This is a genomic window from Phycisphaerae bacterium, from assembly GCA_035384605.1.
GTDB lineage: Bacteria > Planctomycetota > Phycisphaerae > UBA1845 > PWPN01 > JAUCQB01.
The window spans coordinates 20011-40172 of record DAOOIV010000005.1; the positions used below are offsets into that span (position 1 = coordinate 20011).

At 62.0% G+C, this 20162-nt stretch carries 16 protein-coding genes; 10 read left to right on the forward strand and 6 right to left on the reverse strand.

The window, feature by feature from the left end; translation table 11 throughout:
- Nucleotides 1-71: 71 nt before the first annotated feature.
- Together PLL20_02400 and PLL20_02405 are read right to left on the reverse strand one after the other, a co-directional pair.
- On the reverse strand, nt 72-656 hold the full coding sequence (locus PLL20_02400) for a CAP domain-containing protein (GenBank protein HPD28817.1): 585 nt from the start codon (nt 654-656) through the stop codon (nt 72-74).
- A 434-nt stretch (nt 657-1090) separates the two neighbouring features.
- A complete protein-coding gene (locus tag PLL20_02405; protein HPD28818.1) occupies nt 1091-2167 on the reverse strand; it encodes a hypothetical protein in 1077 nt (358 codons plus the stop codon).
- A 182-nt stretch (nt 2168-2349) separates the two neighbouring features.
- Between PLL20_02405 and PLL20_02410 the strand changes: the two genes are divergently transcribed.
- From PLL20_02410 to PLL20_02425, 4 genes are all read left to right on the forward strand, one after another.
- Nucleotides 2350-2595 carry a hypothetical protein gene (locus PLL20_02410; GenBank protein HPD28819.1) on the forward strand — a complete coding sequence of 82 codons (246 nt, stop codon included), beginning with the start codon at nt 2350-2352 and terminating at the stop codon, nt 2593-2595.
- 400 nt (nt 2596-2995) lie between these two features.
- On the forward strand, nt 2996-3970 hold the full coding sequence (locus PLL20_02415) for a hypothetical protein (GenBank protein HPD28820.1): 975 nt from the start codon (nt 2996-2998) through the stop codon (nt 3968-3970).
- Nucleotides 3967-4677 carry a phosphocholine cytidylyltransferase family protein gene (locus PLL20_02420; GenBank protein ID HPD28821.1) on the forward strand — a complete coding sequence of 237 codons (711 nt, stop codon included), beginning with the start codon at nt 3967-3969 and terminating at the stop codon, nt 4675-4677. Before PLL20_02415 ends, PLL20_02420 begins: the two co-directional genes overlap by 4 nt.
- A gap of 101 nt (nt 4678-4778) precedes the next feature.
- Complete coding sequence (locus tag PLL20_02425) at nt 4779-5507, forward strand: LysE family transporter (GenBank protein HPD28822.1); 729 nt, start codon at nt 4779-4781, stop codon at nt 5505-5507.
- A gap of 53 nt (nt 5508-5560) precedes the next feature.
- On the opposite strand, the gene priA is transcribed toward PLL20_02425, so the two are convergent.
- Complete coding sequence (priA, locus tag PLL20_02430; protein ID HPD28823.1) at nt 5561-8062, reverse strand: primosomal protein N'; 2502 nt, start codon at nt 8060-8062, stop codon at nt 5561-5563.
- 214 nt (nt 8063-8276) lie between these two features.
- On the opposite strand from priA, the gene PLL20_02435 reads away from it, so the two are divergent.
- The 3 genes from PLL20_02435 to PLL20_02445 all read left to right on the forward strand — a co-directional run bounded on the left by PLL20_02435 (nt 8277) and on the right by PLL20_02445 (nt 10818).
- Nucleotides 8277-8915, forward strand: a complete 639-nt coding sequence (locus PLL20_02435; protein ID HPD28824.1) for a Gfo/Idh/MocA family oxidoreductase — start codon at nt 8277-8279, stop codon at nt 8913-8915.
- Nucleotides 8916-8930: 15 nt separating this feature from the next.
- A complete protein-coding gene (locus tag PLL20_02440; GenBank protein ID HPD28825.1) occupies nt 8931-9548 on the forward strand; it encodes a hypothetical protein in 618 nt (205 codons plus the stop codon).
- 70 nt (nt 9549-9618) lie between these two features.
- A complete protein-coding gene (locus tag PLL20_02445) occupies nt 9619-10818 on the forward strand; it encodes a Gfo/Idh/MocA family oxidoreductase (GenBank protein ID HPD28826.1) in 1200 nt (399 codons plus the stop codon).
- Between the two features lie 111 nt (nt 10819-10929).
- On the opposite strand, the gene PLL20_02450 is transcribed toward PLL20_02445, so the two are convergent.
- Together PLL20_02450 and PLL20_02455 are read right to left on the reverse strand one after the other, a co-directional pair.
- On the reverse strand, nt 10930-11256 hold the full coding sequence (locus PLL20_02450; GenBank protein HPD28827.1) for a hypothetical protein: 327 nt from the start codon (nt 11254-11256) through the stop codon (nt 10930-10932).
- A gap of 97 nt (nt 11257-11353) precedes the next feature.
- Nucleotides 11354-11545, reverse strand: a complete 192-nt coding sequence (locus PLL20_02455) for a hypothetical protein (GenBank protein ID HPD28828.1) — start codon at nt 11543-11545, stop codon at nt 11354-11356.
- Between the two features lie 857 nt (nt 11546-12402).
- Here PLL20_02455 and PLL20_02460 point away from each other — a divergent pair.
- The gene (locus PLL20_02460; protein ID HPD28829.1) at nt 12403-13362 is read left to right on the forward strand and encodes a ParB/RepB/Spo0J family partition protein; all 960 of its coding nucleotides are present in this window, start codon (nt 12403-12405) and stop codon (nt 13360-13362) included.
- 178 nt (nt 13363-13540) lie between these two features.
- Here the strand turns inward: PLL20_02460 and PLL20_02465 are convergent, their stop codons facing one another.
- Nucleotides 13541-15877: a HEAT repeat domain-containing protein gene (locus PLL20_02465; GenBank protein HPD28830.1), complete on the reverse strand. Its 2337-nt coding sequence runs from the start codon at nt 15875-15877 to the stop codon at nt 13541-13543.
- 539 nt (nt 15878-16416) lie between these two features.
- Here PLL20_02465 and PLL20_02470 point away from each other — a divergent pair.
- Both PLL20_02470 and PLL20_02475 read left to right on the forward strand, forming a co-directional pair.
- Nucleotides 16417-18462: a PKD domain-containing protein gene (locus PLL20_02470; GenBank protein ID HPD28831.1), complete on the forward strand. Its 2046-nt coding sequence runs from the start codon at nt 16417-16419 to the stop codon at nt 18460-18462.
- A gap of 135 nt (nt 18463-18597) precedes the next feature.
- A complete protein-coding gene (locus PLL20_02475) occupies nt 18598-20106 on the forward strand; it encodes a S1 RNA-binding domain-containing protein (protein HPD28832.1) in 1509 nt (502 codons plus the stop codon).
- The last annotated feature ends 56 nt before the right edge of the window (nt 20107-20162 follow it).

Below are 20162 nucleotides of genomic sequence, written 5' to 3' on the forward strand. Positions count from 1 at the left end.
TGCCGAAAACGGCACCGGCGCAAACAAAAACCGGCTTCGGGCCGGTTGTCAGGCGTCTGATTCCTGCAAGGTCAGTTCGCCGAAATTCGAGCGATGGCAGGCGGGTTGCCGAACTCCTGGACCCAATACACGCCGTACTCGCCGCCCACCCGCACGGCGATCCCGATTTCCTTCCACTGCGGGGATAGAATGTTCTCTCGATGACCTTCGGTCGATTTCATCCAGTCGGCCATTGCCTGCTCGGGTGTGGTCTGCCCTACTGCCAGATTCTCTCCGACGGCCAGAAACACATAACCGGCACTCACTGCACGCTGTCCGGGGCCTTCGCCGGTGGGGCTCAGGTGCGAGAAGAATCCGCACGCGATCATTTCCTTGGCGTAGTCGTCTGCCATCTGGCTCAGGACCGGATTCAAGGTCAGGGGCTGCAGGCCGCGGCTGGTCCGCTCGTTGTTTACCAGTTCAAGCATGCGGGCAACCAGGACGTCCGCATTGGACGGTGTGTAGCCCCCTTCCGGCAAGGACTCGGTATTGGTCCCCATCCCGGCAACCTGGGTTCCCGTGCCGAAGTCAGAGGCACTGGGGCAGCCTGCCAGGAATACCGACCCAATCGACAGGGCCAGTTGGATCGTTAGTGTAAGTGAGGACCCGGCTTTCACTCGGTTTGCTCCCGTCGGTCTGGCGATGTCCACAGGCGGCTTATGGCAATCTTCGCTTCAACCCCTCCGCCCGCACCCCTTTGGCTACCCGGTGGCGGGACATCACGCCCTTGCTTAATGATATTGGTTCATCGGCCAAGCATCAAACAAAATCTAACAGGTTCACCCTCAGACGGTTTGCCATCAGGTCGTTTTTGGGCTCCAGGGGCGAGGTCTGCCCCTCGGAATCACACATAAGGCTCGCCCACAAAACAACTTATCGGACGAGTGCTTTAACACCCTTGTCACCCGTTAGACACCCGAAAACAAGAAAGGTTTGCAGCGGTTTTTTTCGGCTGAGGCTGACAAGCCCCTGTCGGCCAATTGATCTGCTGCTCCTCGCGTCGCAGACCCCCGACGGAGACGGTCCTCGGCGGTACCGTTCGCCGTCCCGGTCAGTTCAATTGGAGGATGACATTGACAAACGATTCCAGCCAGTCCGACCGGATCTCCCACCTCACGCCGACCAGCCAAGGCAACCAGAAAATCATGACCGCCAGCAGCACCATCATCTGCGACGCCAGCACCGTCAGAAACGGGCGGTCAAACCGCAGATAACGGACATACGCGTAATAGAGGCGGCGGGCGCAGAACACGACCGACAGGAAAGGCAGGCACAGCAGGAAAGGTTCATGCCAGCCTGTGTTGCTGCCGGAGATGACCTGCCCGATCAGAAGCAACAGAGCCAGAAGCATCGTCAAGGCGGGCGGGATCATGTCGAAGCTGTAGAGCACACATCGCCGCACGTGCACCTTGTTGACTTTCGCCCGGCGCATCGACCAGCGGAAAACCTTCAGAGAAACCAGGGTCAGCAAGGGCCAGACAAACGGTAGCATCGCAGCCATCCAGAGCAGCTTCTCCGCACGATTGCACTCCCATGTGAGTGATGAGAGGAACTCCCAGATCACCGAAGGCAGCCGGGTCGCGCCGGGGACGAAGACGGCAGGCGGCCTGCCCCAGCCCCACAAGCCACTGAACAAAGAGAACGGCGAGGCTTGTCGTCCTTCGATGAGGTTCCAGGCAAGCTCGCAGACGTTTGTCGGGAACAGTATGAGTATTGCCACCCCTGCGAAGCACAAAAGCGTTGCCAGCCAATACCCCAGAAGTCGTCCAGGTTGCGAGGGCATCACCGGATGCAGCGAGGTCCAGAATCGCTTCGGCCGCATCGCCCCTCGCACCGTCTTGAGGAAGGACCAGAAGTTGCGACGAGGATGGTGTTCGAAGAGGTACGGGTGTTCGCGGCGGTTTGGATCCAGTACCTCTTTCCATGCGAAGCGATAGCCGCACTCCGGGCATCGCGGCACGTTCAACCCGCGAAGGTTGTACTCGCACAGCGGGCAATGGACGTCCCAGTCAATCGTTGACCAGTCGGGCGGAGGGGAGCAGGCGTCGGCGGGTACCGGTCGGGCGGCGGCCGTCTCGTCGTGGCACGATGTGCTGGTTAAGCCATGAAATGCTGGGGGTTCTTCCACGGCGATCAATCCGGAATACGGCCGAGCCTGTTGCTCAGGCGACACGTGTGGGTTGTAACCGAGCCTGGACGGGGCGGCAAGCCCGGCGAGCCCGTGGCCCACCGGCGCGGCCGGAACTCCGTTGAAGTGGACGATTCATCAAGTGCGAGGTAGAAATAGTTATATGCTTCAAGGAGGTCTGTATGACCATCGAGCAGCTTCGAGCAGTCCAGCAGGCGACCCCTTTTCGCCCCTACGTCCTCCAGCCGGCTGATGGCGACCGGATTGTCGTGCGGCATCCGGAACTGGTGTTGATCACGCCGGGAGGCAGAACCATAGCCGTCGCAACCGCCGCTGATGCCGTCAAGATTATCGATTTGTCGCTGGTTACTGCCATTGATATCCCCAAGAACCATCGCCGAACTCGGGCACTCAGACAAACCCGATGACCAGCACATCGGCCGGCACGCCGTTTGCGTCCGCCTGCGACTGCCTATATAAACCTGGGCGGTGCACACGGCAACGGCAACGCTGGGGGAATGAAGAATGGTGAATGCAGAATTGGAAATGGGGCTTGTTCCGTCGAGAACGGCGAAACGCACCGGAGGCGGCGTTTCGGTGCAAGCCGAGAGAGTCGAGAAGCAGGCCGTCTCCAGGGCTCCATCCGGTTGCTCCTGTTCGGATTTTGTGCAACTGAAGGGTAGACTAACGGATTGAACGATGTCAGGTGTCGACCGAAACGGCCTGCCCCCGCAGAGCCGTTGGTGCGGCACTCTGCATGGATTTCAGATTCAGTGAGTAACGGACTGACGGACCAAAAGACTAAAGGGCTAATAAACCAACCAACTCATGAGTCTCGTCATCATTGGTACCGGCAACTGGGGATCCACGCTGGCGGGCTTGCTCAACCCCGAGCAGCCGCTGCGGATGTGGTGCGAGCGGAAGCAGTTCATCAAGCCGACCGTCGAGTCGCTCAAGCGCGCTGCCGGGGCCGATCGGCCCGGGGTCGTCGTGGAAGAGATGTTCGCCTCGCCGCTGACCGCCGATGACATTGTGCTCGTGGTGGTGCCGTCGGCCCAAGTTGGTCCAGTGGCTCAGAAGATCCGCGAGAAGATCAAGCCTCCTTACCCGATCATTGTCAGCGCCTCTAAGGGCCTCGAGCGAGCCACGTTTCGCACGTGCAGCCAGGTGATCGCGTCCATCCTTCCGGAGGCGACCATCGCCGTGATGTCCGGTCCGAACATCGCCAAGGAGATCGCCGCCGGCCGCCCGGCCAAGGCGGTCCTGGGTTGCGACAACGTCCACGTGCTGCTCAAGGTCGCCAAGGCCCTTCGCAGCGACCGGTTTCATCTGGACATGACCCGCGACACCGTGGATGTTGAGCTGTGCGCGGCCATGAAGGGTGTTTTCGCCATTGGGGCCGGGGTCATCGATGCCCGCAAGTGGGGCTGCAACTTCATGGGCCTGATGCTGACCTTCGGCCTGCGCGAGATAGCCGAGGTGGGCAGGTTCCTGGGCATCTCCAGCTCTCACGTGTTCGGTATCGCCGGCCTGGGTGACCTGGTGGCCACCTGCCTGAGCCCCGACAGCCGCAACTATCGGCTCGGACAACTGCTGGCCGGCGGGACGCCGCTCAAGGAGGCTCTCTCGCAAGTCGGCATGGTGGTCGAAGGAGCCATGACCGCCTCCGCCGTTTCGGAAATGGCTGCGCTGAGGCTGCGCGTGCCGTTATTCAGCGCGATTTCGGCAATCGTGGAAGACCCGTGCGAAGCCGCGTTTCAGCGGCTCGAACAGGTCCTGCTGGAATACCCCAGTAACGGATGAAAGCGATTATTCTTGCCGCCGGTGCAGGTCGTCGCCTGGGTGCAATCGTGCCCAAGTGCCTGCTGGACGTCGGCGGAATGAGCATCATTCATCGGCAGCTTGCCGCGTTCTCGACTGAAGGCATCAAGGAATACGTGGTCGTGGTTGGTTACCAGCAGGATCGCGTGCGTGAACATCTGGCCGGTCAGCCCGGCCGATTCGTCTTCGTCGTCAACGAGCAATACGCGTCGACCAATACCGTCTATTCGCTTTACCTGGCGGCGTCGTACCTGACGGAGACATGCTGGTACGCCAATGCGGACGTGGTGTTCGACCGGAGGTTGATTCGCCGGCTCGCCGAGGATTCGTCCGCCGCGGCCCTGGCCGTTCAGACACACTCGTGCGGCGAGGAGGAAGTGAAGGTCATCGTCCGCGAGGGTCTGGTCGTTCGGATCGGCAAGACGATCCCCCCGGCCGAGGCCGCCGGTGAGTTCCTGGGCGTCGCCCGGCTGAGCGGCAACGTCGCCGCCGCACTGAGCAGGACGCTTACCGAACTGGTCGAGCAGCAGAGCGTGATCGCCGACTACTTCGAGCGCGGGCTTGACCGACTGTGCAGCGAATTCGCGATCAAGGCGATCGACGTCACCGATCTGCCGTGCCACGAGATCGACTTTCCGGTCGATCTCGAGAAGGCCCGGCGCGAGATTGCACCGAGGTTGGAGGAATAGGGCAGCTATTAGCCGTCGGCTATTGGCTATTAGCCGTGAATCCGCTCGTTCCGGGCTGGGGAAGACCGAGAGCAAGAAACGACCGCTGGAGTTGTTTTCCGATGCTTGCGTTTCTAGGGCAGGTCATCCTGGTTTCGTTAAGCGGCGTGATGGCCCCGGGCCCGGTCACGGCCGCAACGTTGACCGCCGGTACGCGCAATCGACATTCCGGCCTGCTGATCGCCGTCGGTCACGGTATCGTCGAGTTCCCGCTGATGATCGTCATCGTCGCCGGTGCGGGGATGATCTTCAAACAACCGGTCGCTCAGATCATCATCGGCCTGGTCGGGGGGGCGTTTCTGTTGCACATGGGCGGGCAGATGCTCGCCGGCCTCCGCAAGCAGGAAGAAATCGCCGCACCCTATGTCGACAGCCATCCCGTCCGGATCGGCATCGTCCTGACGGCCACGAATCCCTATTTCCTTTTCTGGTGGGCCACGGTGGGCCTGGGTCTGAGTCTCGAAGCCCGGAAACTCGGTCCGACTGCGTTCGCCATTTTCGCAGTCGTGCATTGGCTATGCGACCTGGTCTGGCTCGAGATCCTCTCGCAGGCGAGCTTCCGCGGCACGCAGATCCTCGGCCGCAAGAGCATGCCCATCATCCTGGGCATCTGCGCGACGGCTCTGATCGTCATCGGATCGCGATTCGTTTACGATGCAGGCAAGGAGATGATCATCCAAGTCTTTCCGCAGCCAACCGAAACATACATCTTTCCCGACACGGTCCCGGCCTCGGCCCCGGCGACCCTCCCCATAACCCAGCCGGTCTCGACCTTGGCACCCGTGTCGTGAGCGTTTGCGCCGGATCGCCGGCCACGGATGCCGGGCGGCTTTCCGGTCGGCCGTCACAGCAGCGAGACCGGGTCAACATCGATCAGAACATGTTTGTCGGAGAGGGGCAGAATCTCTTCGCCGCGAAGTCGCTCAAGAATCTGAAGGAGTCTGGCTGCATTGGCCGCGCGGATGAGGAAGTCAAAACGATACTGACCTCGCAGCCGGGCGAGCGGAGCGCTCTGGGGGCCCAGCACATCCGCCGGCAAGCCGTGTCGTTTCAGGCTTTCGCGGATTCTCTCTGCCAGTTCGTCCGCATGCCTGGAGGCCTCAGACCGCGCCGGATAGGACACCACGACGCGGGTCAGACGCGCGAAGGGGGGGAAGCCTCTGTTTTTGCGGATGGCAAGCTCGTGGCGGGCAAATGATTCGTAGTCATGGTTGGCGGCGAACTGAATCGCCGGGCTCAGCCCGACCAGGCTTTGGACGACCACGCGTCCGTCCGACTCGCTCCGCCCGGCACGGCCGGCGACCTGCGTGACCAGTTGAAAGGTCCGCTCGGCCGCCCGGAAATCAGGCTGCAACAGCGAGGTATCCGCATTGATCACCCCGACCAGGCGAACGCGCGGAAAATCGAGTCCTTTGGCGACCATCTGAGTGCCGATCAGCACGTCGAGCCTGCCGTCGGCAAAGTCTCGCAGCACGCGCTCGTAGGCGCTGATCTTCGTCATCGTGTCGCTGTCGGCGCGGGCGACGCGGGCTTGCGGAAACTTGGTCCTGACCTCTTCCTCGACTCGCTGGGTACCCATGCCGAAACGAACCAGCGTGCCGTTGCAGGAAGGGTCGCTGCAGCGCGTCGGCATCACCATTCTCGCCGAACAGTGATGGCACAGGGCTTTGCCGGTCGACTGATGAAACACCAGGTTAACGTGGCAATGGGGGCACACGATTGTCGTCCTGCACCGGCTGCAGACAAGATAGCTCGCATAGCCGCGACGGTTCAGCAGCAGGACTGCCTGCTGTCCGGCCCCGAGGGTCTCAGCCAGCTCGTTTTCCATCTCCTGCGACAGCAGGTGCAGGCCCTTGCGCTGCCGTTGCTCGATCTGCATGTCGACATACTGCACCCTCGGCATCGGCAGGCCGGCTACGCGCGTGGGCAGAACGATCTTTTCAAAATGCGAAAGTCGTTGGCAGTTGTGCCACATCTCCAGCGAGGGCGTGGCTGATCCGAGGATGATCGGGCAGGAGCATATCTGTGCCCGCTTGATGGCCACATCGCGGGTGTTGAACCGGGGTGACTGCTGATTCTTGAAGCTGGCCTCCTGCTCCTCGTCCACGACAATCAGGCCCAGGTTGGGGCAGGGGGCGAAGACCGCGCTGCGCGTTCCGATGATCACGCGTTTCTCTCCGGCGGCGATGGCCGCCCAGGTCAGTGATCGCTTCGCGCCGGTCAGACCGCTGTGAATCACCGCCACGCGTTCAAAACGGGCGGCCAGACGCTCCACCAGTTGTGTGGTCAACGCTATTTCCGGCACCAGCAGAACGGCCTGCCTGCCCGCGGCGACCACCGAGCGGATCGCCCGGATGTAGACCTCCGTCTTGCCGCTGCCGCTGACGCCGAAGAGCAACACCGCACGGAACGTCCCCTCAGCGGTCAGCGAGGCAATGCGGGCGATGGCCGCCTGCTGATCGACGTTCAACTCGAACGTCGGCTCGGGGCCGGGATGATCGAAATCCGGCGCCGGCGCGGCCACACGGCGAGTCTCCTGGCTGATATGCCCCGTTTTCAGGAGGCCCGCAATCACGGCCTTGCCGACACCCGTGCGGGCAAGCAAATCATCGAGGTCCAGTCCCTGTGGGGCGGCGGCCAGAGCATTCAACACTGCCTGCTGTCGGGCCGAGAACCGCTTCGGTCGGCCGGGCGGCGGCACTTCCTGTGTCTGCTCGGACTGGGTGTGAGAATGACCGGAAGCTTGCGGTAGGGCAGCGTCGAGGTCGCCGCCGTGACCGAGACCTGCCGCATTGTCGATGGGTTGGCAGGTCTCCGCCGTCTCTGGCGGCTCGGACCGTGCCCTACCTTCCTCCGCCGCCTCCGACCGCACCCTACCCTCCTTTGCCGCCTCCGCAGATTCCACAGCACCCGTGCTGCTATTCGCGAGCATGAGGCGACGAACGGTGATGAATCCCCTTTGCCTGCGGATCGCCTCCGGGACCATGGCTGACAAGGCTCGGCCAAGCGGGCAGCAGTAGTAGCGTGCCATCCATTTGCCCAGTTCCATCAGCGGACCGGACAGCAGCGGGGTATCGTCAATCACATCCGCCAGCGGCCGGAGCGTGCTGGTCCACGCCTCGCGGGCGACGGATACGCAGAAGGCAGGCTGGGGGCGTCGGTTGCGACCGAAGGGCACCAGAACGCGTTTGCCGACGGCCACTTTCTCCTCCAGCTCAGGCGGTATCGCATAGCTGTATTGTCCTTCGACCGCCGCCACCATCGCGACGCGGGCCACCGGCCCTTCGCGCACTTCGGGCGTCTCGGTCCACAGCGCCGGTCCTGCATCTCTGGATGATCGAGCCACGGCTGTTCTCGCAAGGCGGCACAGTCGGCCGCAACCCACGGCTTGACGATTAGTATAAGCCAAGCGACGGCGCGCGCCTCTGCTGTGCGGTCGCGGCCCGATTGCCAATGGCCCAGGCACCGTTCACAATACCCGGATACGACATGGCCCTGGATTGGCCCTGGCGTGCGACCGGGCATGGGCATCCCAAGACCCAGGCACAGGACCGACCGAAATGAATACCATATCAAGACGCACATTGCTGAAGACCTCGGCCGCTTTGGCCGCCGCATCGGCGGCTTCGCAGACCCTCGCCGCCGGCGCCAACGAGCGGATTCGTGTGGGCGTCATCGGCGCCCGAAACCGGGGCTGGCAGAACGCCGAGACTTTCCAGAAAAGCGGGCGATTCGAGATCGCAACCTTGTGCGACTGCGACAGCACTTGCCTGGATCTGGCCATGGCCAAGATCGAGAAGATCCTGCCGGTCAGGCCCGCTTTGGAAAAGGACTTCCGCAGGATACTGGATGACAAGCGGATCGACGCCGTGATTGTCGCAACGCCGGATCACTGGCATGCGCTGATGACGGTGATGGCCCTTGAAGCGGGCAAACATGTGTATGTCGAAAAACCCGCTTCGTTCAACATCGACGACGGCAAAGCCATGGTCGCCGCCCAGAAACGTCACCCCAAGCTGGTCGTGGCCATGGGCACGCAACAGCGAAGCGGTCAGCACTTCAAGGACGCCAAGGCCTTCATCGACGATGGAGGATTAGGCACGATTGCCTTGGCCCGCGCCTGGATGGCCGGCAATCGAGTCGTGGTGCAGAAGGTTCCCGACGGCGACCCGCCCAAAGAGCTGGACTACGACATGTAGGTCGGCCCCGGGCCGATGAAGCCCTACAACAAGGAGAAGGTACACTACAACTGGCACTTCATGCGTGACTACGGCACCAACGACGCCGGCAACTGGGGGGGGCATTATCTCGACATCGTTCGTTGGTTCGCCGATCTCGATCTGCCCAGGGGTGTCTCTGGTTTCGGCGGCAAATACGTCGTCCACGACGAGAAGGAGTGGTTCGACACCCAGACGGCCCTGTTTCATTATCCCCACCTGACCGTCATCTGGGAGATGAGTCACTGGAACGCCGTCGGTCCCTTCGGCATGGGCACGGGCGCCGAGATTCGCGGGGATAAGGGGACGGTTTTCATCGACCGTGGCGGGTGGACCTTCCTGCCCGAGAAGGGCGAACCGGTCAAGCACCCGTCCAGCGACCTGGAAGGACCCCACGTGCAGAACTTCGCCGACTGTATCACGGCCGGAGCCAGGCCGGCGGCAGACATCATCGAAGGCCACAAAACCGCCGTCTTGTGCCACCTAGCCAATATCGCGACACTGCTGAACCGAACCGTCTGGTTCGACCCGAAGTCGCAGACCATCGAGGGCGACGCCGAAGCCGCCGCTTTGCAGGGCCGCGAGTATCGCAAGGAATGGCCAATGCCGGTGTAGCAACATACCGATTCGGAGGGACGCTGACCCGCGTCGTTATCATTCGTCAAACCTCATTCTCAGGAGAACCATGATGAGCTCCAATCTGTCACGTCGTGCTTTTCTGAAAACCTCCGCCTTGGGCGCCTCGGTCGTTGCTCTGGGCGCGCCGGGAGTCGCCCGTGGGTTCCCGGCCAACGAGAAGGTCAGGCTCGGTTGGGTCGGCATCGGCGGACGGTGGGGAAACCTGGCGGAACTGATGCTCCGTCACGTGCCCGATGCGGCGAATGTCGCCGTCTGCGACCTGATGCCGGACCGGGTCGAGCGGGGCAAAAAAGTCTTCGAACGCGACAAGCCCAACGGCTACACCGATCTGCGCATGATGATCGAAAAGGAAAAGCTTGACGGCATCCTGGTCGCAACCGAGCCGTGCAATCACTCGGTGGTGGTCGTGCGGGTGTTGGAGGCCGGCATCCACTGTTTCGCCGAGAAACCGATGGATACCACCGTCGAGAAAGTCGACGCCATCACCAAGGCTGCGCGCAAGGCCAAGGGCGTCATATATCAGATCGGCACCCAGCGCCGCTACAGCCCGCCGCACCTGGCCGGCATCGAGCTGATTCACGGGGGCACGCTCGGCAAGGTGATGTTCATGCAGGGCCACTGGCACTGGGCCCACCGGCCGAAGGAGCCTCGAAAGGTGGCCCGCGACGGCGGCATGCTGGTCGAGCAGGCCTGCCACCATACGGACGTCATGTCCTGGGTCATGCGCGACAAGCCGCCGATCACTTGCGTGGCCATTGCCCGAACCGAGATTCCCACGCCCGAGGGTCCCAACGTTCACAACGAGCAGCAGTCCGCGACGATCTGGCAATGGCCGGGCGGCGAAATCTTCTCCTATACGCACCTGCTGTGGCTGGCTCGTCACTTCCAGACCGAGCAACTGCATGTTCACTGCCAAAAGGGCGGCGTGGATCTGGCCCACGGGGTGATGCACTGGGCCGACCACGATCCCAAGACCGCAGCCGCGCCGCAGGAAGAACTCAAAGATCAGTATGCCGACGATCCGCGCGGCGATTGGGGCATGGGCACAAAGGAGCAATTGCAGGCTTTCGTCGCCAACATCAAGGCGGACGGTAAACTGCCCATCCATGCCAACGTCGAGACCGGCCGCATTGCCACCCTGATGTGCCTCATGGGGCGCATGGCCGCGATTAACGCTGCCAGGAACGCGTACGAGCCGCGGGTCGTGCATTGGAAAGACCTGGGCAGCAGCACGGATCCGGCGTAAGCGCCTGACCGCCCGCGGTGGTGCCGACGCCCTAGTCGACACTCCTGCCGGCGATTGTCTTGCGGGGCGCTGCCTTGCCGGGCTTCCCAAGCATTCGGGGCCGCAGATCGCTCACCGCCGCCGGCGGTGCCAGTGTCCGCAAAGGAAGCAACCCATGAGGAGCGTCATCAGTGCCGTCGCCGGTTCCGGGACGAAGATGAAACTCAGGTCGTCAAAGAACAACCCCGACAGCGGAGCAACCGCCTGGACGGTCGCGTAGGCAATTTCCGGGGCCGTAACCGTGAGAGTGTGACCCTGGGTACTGAATACGCTCGTGATCTGCTTGGCGGCAACGAGCTGATTTGCATGGTTGTAAGCCCTGAGGATCATCGTGTCGGTGTCGCCGCCGCCGTTGAAGCCGCGTATGGCGACCAGATTGACATAAGAGCTGAAATTCATGCGAATGGGATCGGTTCCGTGCGGGTTTGGACCCCACGTGGGACCTTCGCTGATGCTATAGGCCCCGTAGACGCCGGGTCCCCACCAGTAAACGCCGTCAGGGCTCGGCGTCGAAAACGTTACTCCCCAGGCAGAAAGCTGATCGGTCAGGATTATCCCAATCCGAGGATGGAGCCCCGAAACTCGGGCCGAAATCGATCGTTACAGCTCCTGCATAGCTGGTCCCAATGCACAGTGTGGCGGCAGCAATCCGCAACCAAGCCTCCCGAAGCCCACTTGCTTTCCTCACGGTAGTTCCTCCTCGTGTTGGGTGTTGTTCCGCACCGGCACTTTGCCGATGCAGTATCGCGCCGGCCGCCAAGTATCGTCGGTGGCCTCCGAGTAAATACTTTCGCCTTCAGAGTTGTTGCGTCTGATGCTTGATGGGGCGGACTGGTTGGTGGGAGCGGCGAGGGCGTTGGTCGGGCCTTTGTGGTTCGGACCGAACCGTAAGGCGGACCGCCTTTTTGCGGGCCGCAACCCAAGCGCTCTGCGATCCAGAAACATGCGCGCAGAGTGCGCACCCGTCCCGACGCAAGAGACTATTCTGACCGTCGCTGTTTTGCCGGCACAGAAACCGAGTGGAGGCGCGGAGGCCCGACGGAGACGCAACGAGGGAGTTGCCTGCATGCTTTTCACCTCCTCATCCCGGGTCCTCGGACGTCCGCTCATCACACCAGGACGAAATGAGCGGTGCCCGGGACAGTTGCGGGATGAGCCTCACAAACACGCGAAGCGCAGGCCGCACACGCCGGTGCGCACCTCGGGTGTTCCGTGAAAGGACTTCCCGTTCAGATGGTCGATCGGCAACGCTTTAGCCCTCCAGGGACCGCCCGGCCCCGCACGGAGTGAAGCCTTGCCGCCTCCTAATGGCCGGAACCCAACCTGCCGACCACCAGCATACAGTGACTCCCAGAGTTGTCAAGTCCTCCACGGATAGATTCCGCTTGTGCGAATACAAATACAGCATCATGCCTGCACGCGCTCCACCAACAGGTTGCGGCGAGGCGGTTTGCAAGTGCCGCTTGACAAGACCGCTCTTGGGGGTGGATAGTGTCGACGTGAGCTCCTGGCATCTTCGGATTCCACGACGGGAGGCACGTCGCCATGGCCGCAGCCAAAACACGAAAACGAAGGAAGAAGAGTGAACCGGCCGGGCCGGTCGGGCTCAAGCCGTCGCAGGTGCGGGCCGAGCCGCCGAGTGCCGTCGAGTCGCTCTGCAAGGATATCGAAAAGGACGGCGGCGCGGTGTTGACCGCATACCGCGAACCGCTCGGCGGCCGGTGGGTGATCCTGGCAGCCCTGCCGTTGGAGCAGGTCGAGCCAACTCCCTACCAGCGCGGATTGTCGGAGACGCACGTCAAACGCCTCGCAGACGTCATCTCGCGGAGCGGCCTGTATCTCGACCCGGTCATCGCCGTCCGTGTCGGGCCCAAGCGGTACCAGACGCCCAACGGCCACCACCGCACCACGGCGATGAAGAATCAGGGGGCACAGTCCATCACCGCCTTGGTAGTCACTGAGCCGCAGGTGGCCCGGCTGATTCTGGCGCTGAACGTCGAGAAGGCCCACAACCTTCGTGAAAAGGCTTCCGAGGTCATCCGCTTGGCCCGGCACCTAGCCGAGATGCCCGAGGGCCGTGAGGAGGACTACGCTCTGGAGTTCGAGGAAGCTGCATTCCTGACGCTCGGCCTCTGCTACGAACAGAATGGGCGTTTCGCCGGCGGAGCCTACCACCCGATGCTCAAGCGCGTGGATGTATTCCTCAACCAAGCTTTGCCCAAGAGTCTGGCCAGGCGGGCCGGCTATGCCGAACAGCTCTTGAAGATCGATTCCCGCGTGACCGAGATCGTGGGGGAACTGAAAGCCAGGGGTTTGGAGAGCCCATATCTGCGCAGCTTCGTAGTCGCGAGAATCAACCCGATTCGCTTTCTCAAGGGTAAGACGATGCCGATTGAGGAGGCGCTCGACAAGATGGAGCAGGCGGCGACGAAGTTCAAGACGGACAAGATCAACGTGTCGGATCTGGCGAAGAGCGGAGCATCGGCAGGCCCGGAGGAGGACTAGGAACCTTACGGCCGGACGTCTGTGCGGCTTGCGGGCATGTTTCCGGATCGCGGTGCGTTTGGGTTGCGGCCCGCAAGAAGGCGGTCTGCCTTTGGGGTTCGCCCACGGGGACCAACGCCTCCGCATCTTGAGCTTGGGACCGATCTCAGCTTTTCACCCCGCAAGAACAAGTTTTTGGTCACTTACCCGTGATGATAGGCAGAATCTTCTCCACGGGCGGATTCATAGCCCCCATAGCTTGGCTGGCGGCCGTGCGGAGGGTCAGATTGGGCTCGCTGGTCGCCTGCTCCATCAGCCGCGACATCAGACTATCGTCCAGTTGATTGCCAAAGCGGCGAGCCGAATCGGCCAGCAAGCCGAAGGTCGTCATCCGCAAGGATTCCGTCTCCTCGGCGGCCAGAGCAATCCCGGCGATGGCTTGTTGAGCCTGGGGAGCAGGCATCCAAGCCAAAGCCGCAGCGACCGCTGCTCGAAGCTCTTCCGCGCCGGCCTGGCGGAGCGTTTCGACCATTGCCGGGAGGGCCGCCTGAGCATTGAAAACGGTTGATTCGCTCTGAGCCATGCCCTTGATCACCCCGGCGGCTTGCAGGGCCAGCGAAAGCCTCGACTCGGGCGATAGAGGTCGCAAGCCGCAGCGGATGGTCACCTGCTCGAGCTTGGCCAGCAACTGCTCGACGATCTTCGGGTCGGTGGTCTTGTCCGGCGTCGTCAGGACGAAGATGCTGCCGACCCGCCTGTCCGACCCATCGATCCGGTCGAGCACCGCAGTCTGGTTCTCCTTGACCAGCACGATGATCGGAGTCAGGCAGAAGCGATCATCTTTGGCCAGTTGCTCGATGGCCTCGGTGACCGTGGGCTGCTTCATGTCGCTCGCCAGGAAGATGCCGTCCAGATGCGTCATTTCGCGACGTGCCTGGTTCAGCGCCGGGCTCAGCCGATCCGCCAGAACCAAGACCGCCCCGCTGTTGACCAGACCCGTCTGGATCACGCCCGCCGATTCCGCTTCCGGGTCCACCAGCATGTAGTTTTTCTTCTCAGAGGGCGCCAGCACCGAGGCCAGCACGGGCACAACCTCGGTGGACCCGTGGAAAGGTGCCGGCGGCAGCGTCTTGCCCAGGGCCAAGGCCGCTTGCACGCGCACCAGCAGATCGGGGAAGTACAAGGCCTCGCCCATGCTGGTGCCGCCCTCGGCTTGAACGTCGGTCATCGCCTGTCGGCCGGCGGTCGCGTTCAAGGCCGTCACCGCCCCCAGAGCGATGTTCCGGTCGCGCTGCTTAATACCTCGGGCCAGCACAATCTGGTTGCACGACGGCCCGGCCATCCGCGCGAAATAGATGCTTCGCGGGAAATTCTCGGGTCGTGACGGATCGAGCTTGCGAGCATCAACCGTCTCTTGGGATTCCACGTCCAGACCCAGCCGGGCTTCCCTGCGGAAGTTGGCGGCCACCCACAAAGCCAGTACCGCCGGCTGGTCGGTCTTCAGCGAGAGCGACGTTTGGCAGCACTCCATGCATCGCACCAGGTTGTAGATCCTGGAATCGACGGCGACAGGAGCAACTACGTCCTCGCCGGGTCGGGCGTCTGCGCGTAGACGCCAGAGGTTGGCTCGGTCCTCGCGGGGGTCCGGTCGCAGCGAGTCGATCTCCGCAAAATGCTGCTCGGCCAGGTCGCGGAACAACTCTTCCGCCGGTTTGAGCTGAATGCCCTGGTTCTTCGAAAGAATCTGGGCAACAGCCTCGGCCGCGGTTTTCTGAATCGACGCGGGTGTATCCTTTGCGGTCGCCAGATTCTGCAAGTAGGGCAGCGCCTGAGGATAGCCGATCTTGCCCAATGACTCGATGACGACTTGCAAGGTTCGTTCATGCTTGCAGTCGAGAGCCGCGAGCAGAGGGTTGATCGCGTTGCGGCCCAGTTGCGGCAGGGCCCGAGCGATAAACGGCAACAAATCCTCCCGATCGGGGTCGCTGAGCAGCCCGAGCATCCACGGTACCGCATACTCGCCCGATTCGACCAGCCTTTCGACGGCGACGGCCCTTTGCACGGGGTCGCCCTTGAGCAAGTCGATGTTGGCCTTGATCCGCGCGGGGTCCATCCTCTTGCGGGTGTGCGCCTCGCGGATCAGATTCATGATTTTCTGCGCGTTCTCGCCGATTGTGCTTTTGTTAATGAGGAGCAGCAGGGTATCCATGCTGTTCTCATATTTCTCGGAGAGCTGGATGAGCGTCTCGGCAGCCTCCGGCGTCATGGGGTTCAGCTCGGGCCGGCTCAGCAGAGGCTGGGCAAATCGTTGATCGGCGACCTCGAATCGGCCAATCAGAGCGAAGTGAAGGTAGTTCGCGAACAGCGATTCGAGCGTGGCGTCTCTTGGGTCAGGCTCCGCGGCTGCCGCCGGCGCGGGCTCCGCGGTCGTTTCCTGGGCCGGCGCCGGAGCGATGACTCCGGAAATGCAGATAACAACGATCACGAACAGACGCATCTGGACCGGGCACAGGCCGTGCATCCACCAATTCCTCATCATGAACCTCCGGCTGAGGAAGCTTCTGGGGCATCCCACGCAGGCAATCATCTGGCATGCATCCGGTGCGGAAGGACCAGGTTCGGTCCTCTTGCCGGACTCAGCCCGGTCCTGTGACGCCGCGGTCACGGCCGGCAGCCCAGGCAGGGCCGACCCTCCTTGGCAGCAAAACAAGATTACAGGCTCGCCCCCACCTCCGTCAACGCAAGACGACATGGATAGACCCGTGTAGGACCGGCATTTGTGCCAAGCGGGGACTGGCACGTGCCCGTCCGAGACTTGGTTGAAGTGACCGGGACAAGGTCGGGAGGAGCATGGTTCCTGTGCCGCGGGTGGCTTGTCCCCGGGTGTATGCCGCAGGAGCAGGGGTTACCGGCGAGCAAGCCGGCGGCCGCACCCCGCCGTGTCCCGTGGCAGACCCACTACCAGTCGCCGCAGGATTGCGCCTCCACTTTACAGGCGGTGTTTTGTAGAATGGACCGCAGGGGCCCGGGGTATTCGGAGCATCGCCGTGCCCCTTCCGACGGTGCTAGGGAGTGATGAGAACAGTCTCATTATCAGTCCTGGCGGCTTTTGTTTTTTCCTCGGTCGGTCCCCGCGCGGTCCTCGCCCAGTGTCGCCCTTATGTCTTTGGCATGGGCCATTACCTGGCCAAGTGGGCAGAAGAGCCCTGGTCATACGACTCCCAGGCCATGGATAAAATGGTCGAAATAGGGGCAACGGCAGTGTGGGTGGACTTCCCTTGGAGCAGCATGGAGCCGGTCCAGGGGACCATTGATTGGTCGTACGCTGATCACCAAGTGGCCACCGCCGAAGCCCACGGTCTTCAGATGTTCGCCTTCGTGGGCACCACGCCTGAGTGGGCCAAGCTCTATCCTCATTTGCCGAATTACCAAACGCCGCCAAGCGAGGAATGCTTGACCGCTTTTCAAGCTTTTCACTCGGCCTTGGCCGCCCGGTATGCCGGTCGGGTGACCTACTACCAGTTCTGGAACGAACCCAGCGGTTGTGGTTGGATCAACGAGAACTGCCTGAACGGAGACGATTGTTCGCTCTTTACCCTTTGGCAAAAAAGAGCTTACGACGCTCTCAAAGCTGGAAATCCGGATTGCGTGGTGTCGCCTGGAGGCTTCGACGGCGATCCGGCTGGGTACGTCAACTGCATGTATGCCCAGCTTGCGGGCCAGAAAGCGTTTGACGCTGTTTCAATTCACCCCTATGCCCCTGGCGGTCCGGGCGGCCCCGGAACCTCCGGGGAGGGCATCGACTACAGCGACCTGACTAGTGTCCGTCAGGTCATGGTTGACCACGGTGATGCGGACAAGTCCATCTGGATCACCGAGTACGGCTGGAGCACTGGCAACGAGACTCAGAAAGCGGACGACCTTAACGAGGTGTTGACCGAGCTGAAGAAAACGGATTACAGCTACGTTTTTTTCGCCAAGTATCTCGTCTTGAACGACTGGAACAACCACGACGAGAACCCAAACAATGATTTCTGTTGCTTCGGGCTGACCGACGAATACTTCAATCCCAAACCATCGTTTTACACGTTCAAAGACTTCAACAAGAACTTTGACGATGTGGTTGATTTCGGTGCCGACAAGACGGTTGGCCAGCCGCCGATGTTGGTTCATTTCAATGATCGTTCATGTGTCCATGGTGCAACGGCTTGGTTCTGGGAGTTCGGCGACGGTCAGACAAGCACCGCCCAGCACCCTGAGCACATGTATCTCTACGACGGCCGTTTTACGGTCCGGCTTGCCGTCACCGGCGCCGCCGGGCCAATTGCCCTGCAAAAAACCGATTACATCCGCGTCGGAACGGTGGCTGAGATCGTCAATCCCTCATTTGAGGATGCGGGCAATTTTCTGGCCGGCTGGTCGAGTTGCCTGGGGGGTGAGTCCTCGATCAAACACAATCCCTCAACGCACATTCCCTCGCCGCGGTTTCACGACGGCTCAAACAGCGTTGGGATGTCATCCGATCGGGCCGGCGACAGCCTCGGCCCCGGGGCGATCTGGCAGACGATAGCGGCGCGGCCCAGCCACACCTATCGGGTTCGTTTCTGGGCCGCGATCACCGCCTCAGGCGGCCAGTACTTCGACGATTTCGTGGAGCTTCGGGTGCGAGACGGCGACGGGGCGCCCTTGAATTGCCTGAATGGTGGGGTAAACATCACCAACCACAGCGTGCTGGGGGCTCATCTTGACGGTCAGGCGGCACCGGTGTGGGTCCAACTTCAAGCGGAAATCACGCCGCGCCAGGATCTCCTTACCGTCATTGTCTTCTGGCGTTTTGCGGGTACGGTCAGGGCGATCCACTCGCTTCACTTGGACGACTGGGCTATCGAGGACATTACCCGGCGACCAGGAGCGGATTTCGACGGAGATCTCGACGTCGACGACGTGGACTATGACCTGTTCCAGGCATGCGCGACGGGTCCTGGCGTTCCGATATCTGCAGCGGACTGCGATCCAGCCGATTTGGACGGCGATCGGGACGTCGATCAGTCTGATTTCGCCACGTTCCAGCGGTGTTTCAGCGGTCCCGGTACGGTTCCAGCCTCCGACTGTGGAGACTGACGTCATCACCTCAGACGCGGGTACCTGGAACGGGCACTCTTGGTTTGACGGCGTGGATTGACTATCCTATCGCGACGTACCGGCTTGGCGAGAACGGGGCCGGGCCGTGAACCGCACCAAGAACAGGAACCCAAGATGAGCGACAGTGCGGCGGATGACCGCCATGACGAGGATTCGGATCTGGACAGCCCCCTTGAGGCGGGTTTCGAGGAGGAACTGGACGAGGCTCTGGGCGAGATGAGTCTGGAGAGCCTGATCGATCTGGACATCCCCCGGGGCATCCCCTTCGCGGTGCCCAGCGCCGAAGGGGTCAAGCGAGGCCGGGTCATCGCCATCCACGGCGACGACATCTTTGTGGACATGGGCGGCAAGAGCCAGGGAGTGCTGCCGGCCACGCAGTATGAGGATGAACCCCTTCCCCGCGTCGGCGACGTGGTTGAAGTGACCATTGAGGGATACGATCGCAGCGAGGGCATTCTCCAGCTTTCTCGCAAGGGTGCCGTCATGGCGACGACCTGGGCGAGGCTGGAGGAAGGGCACATCGTCGAAGGCCGGGTCACGGGCCACAACAAGGGCGGCCTTGAAATGGACATCAACGGCGTCAAGGCCTTTATGCCCATCAGCCAGATCGAGCTGTTTCGGGTCGAGGACACCGACCTGCCGGGCTACGTCAATCGGCGGCTCAAGTGCCAGGTCATCGAGGTGCGCCATGAAGAAAAGAGCATCATCGTATCCCGCCGCGAGGTGCTCCGGCTGGAGGAGGAACAGTCGAGGGAGCGGAAATATGCGACGCTGGTCGAAGGTCAGACGGTCACCGGCCTCGTCCGGCAGATCATGCCCTACGGCGCGTTTGTTTCGCTGGGCGACGGGGTCGACGGTCTGCTCCACGTCAAGGATATGAGTTACAGCCGCGTCCAGGATCCCAAAGAGGTCGTCAGGGAGGGCCAGAAGCTCGAGCTGATGGTCCTGAAGATCGATCGTGACACCCGCAAGATCAGCCTGGGCCTCAAGCAGGTGATGCCGGATCCGTGGTTGAACATCGAAGTCAAGTATCCGGTGGACTCAGTGATCACGGGTCGTGTTACGCGATTGATGGATTTCGGCGCGTTCGTGGAGTTGGAGCCCGGCGTCGAGGGGCTGGTGCCGATCAGCGAAATGACCTATGAGCGGCGAATCGCGCATCCGAAAGACGTGTTGCAGGAAGGCGAAGTCGTCCGGGTTCGGGTCATCAGGCTCGACACCGCGGCCAAGAGGCTTGCCCTGTCGATCAAACAGGTGGGCGACGATCCCTGGGTGGGGGCATCGGTTCGCTGGCCGGTCAACAGCGTCGTTTCCGGCACGGTCAAGCGAATCGCTGCGTTCGGAGCGTTTGTCGAGTTGATTCCGGGCGTCGAGGGCCTGGTCCATATCAGCGAACTCAGCGATCAGCGTGTGCGCTCGGTTGGTGACGTCGTCAAAGAAGGACAGTCAGTCCAGGCCAAGGTACTGGAGGTCGATGAAGAAAGCCGCCGCATCAGCCTTTCCATCAAGCAGCTTGCCAGCGTACCCGAGTACACCGGCGAGCGTACCGCCTCGACCGAGCCGGCCGCCGAGCCCAAAAAACGCAAGAAACCGCTCAAGGGCGGGCTTGACTGGAAGTTCTGACGGTCACCGGCGCAGCAGTGCAGGCTGCCGCGCTCGCCTCGCGAAACGCTCCGGCC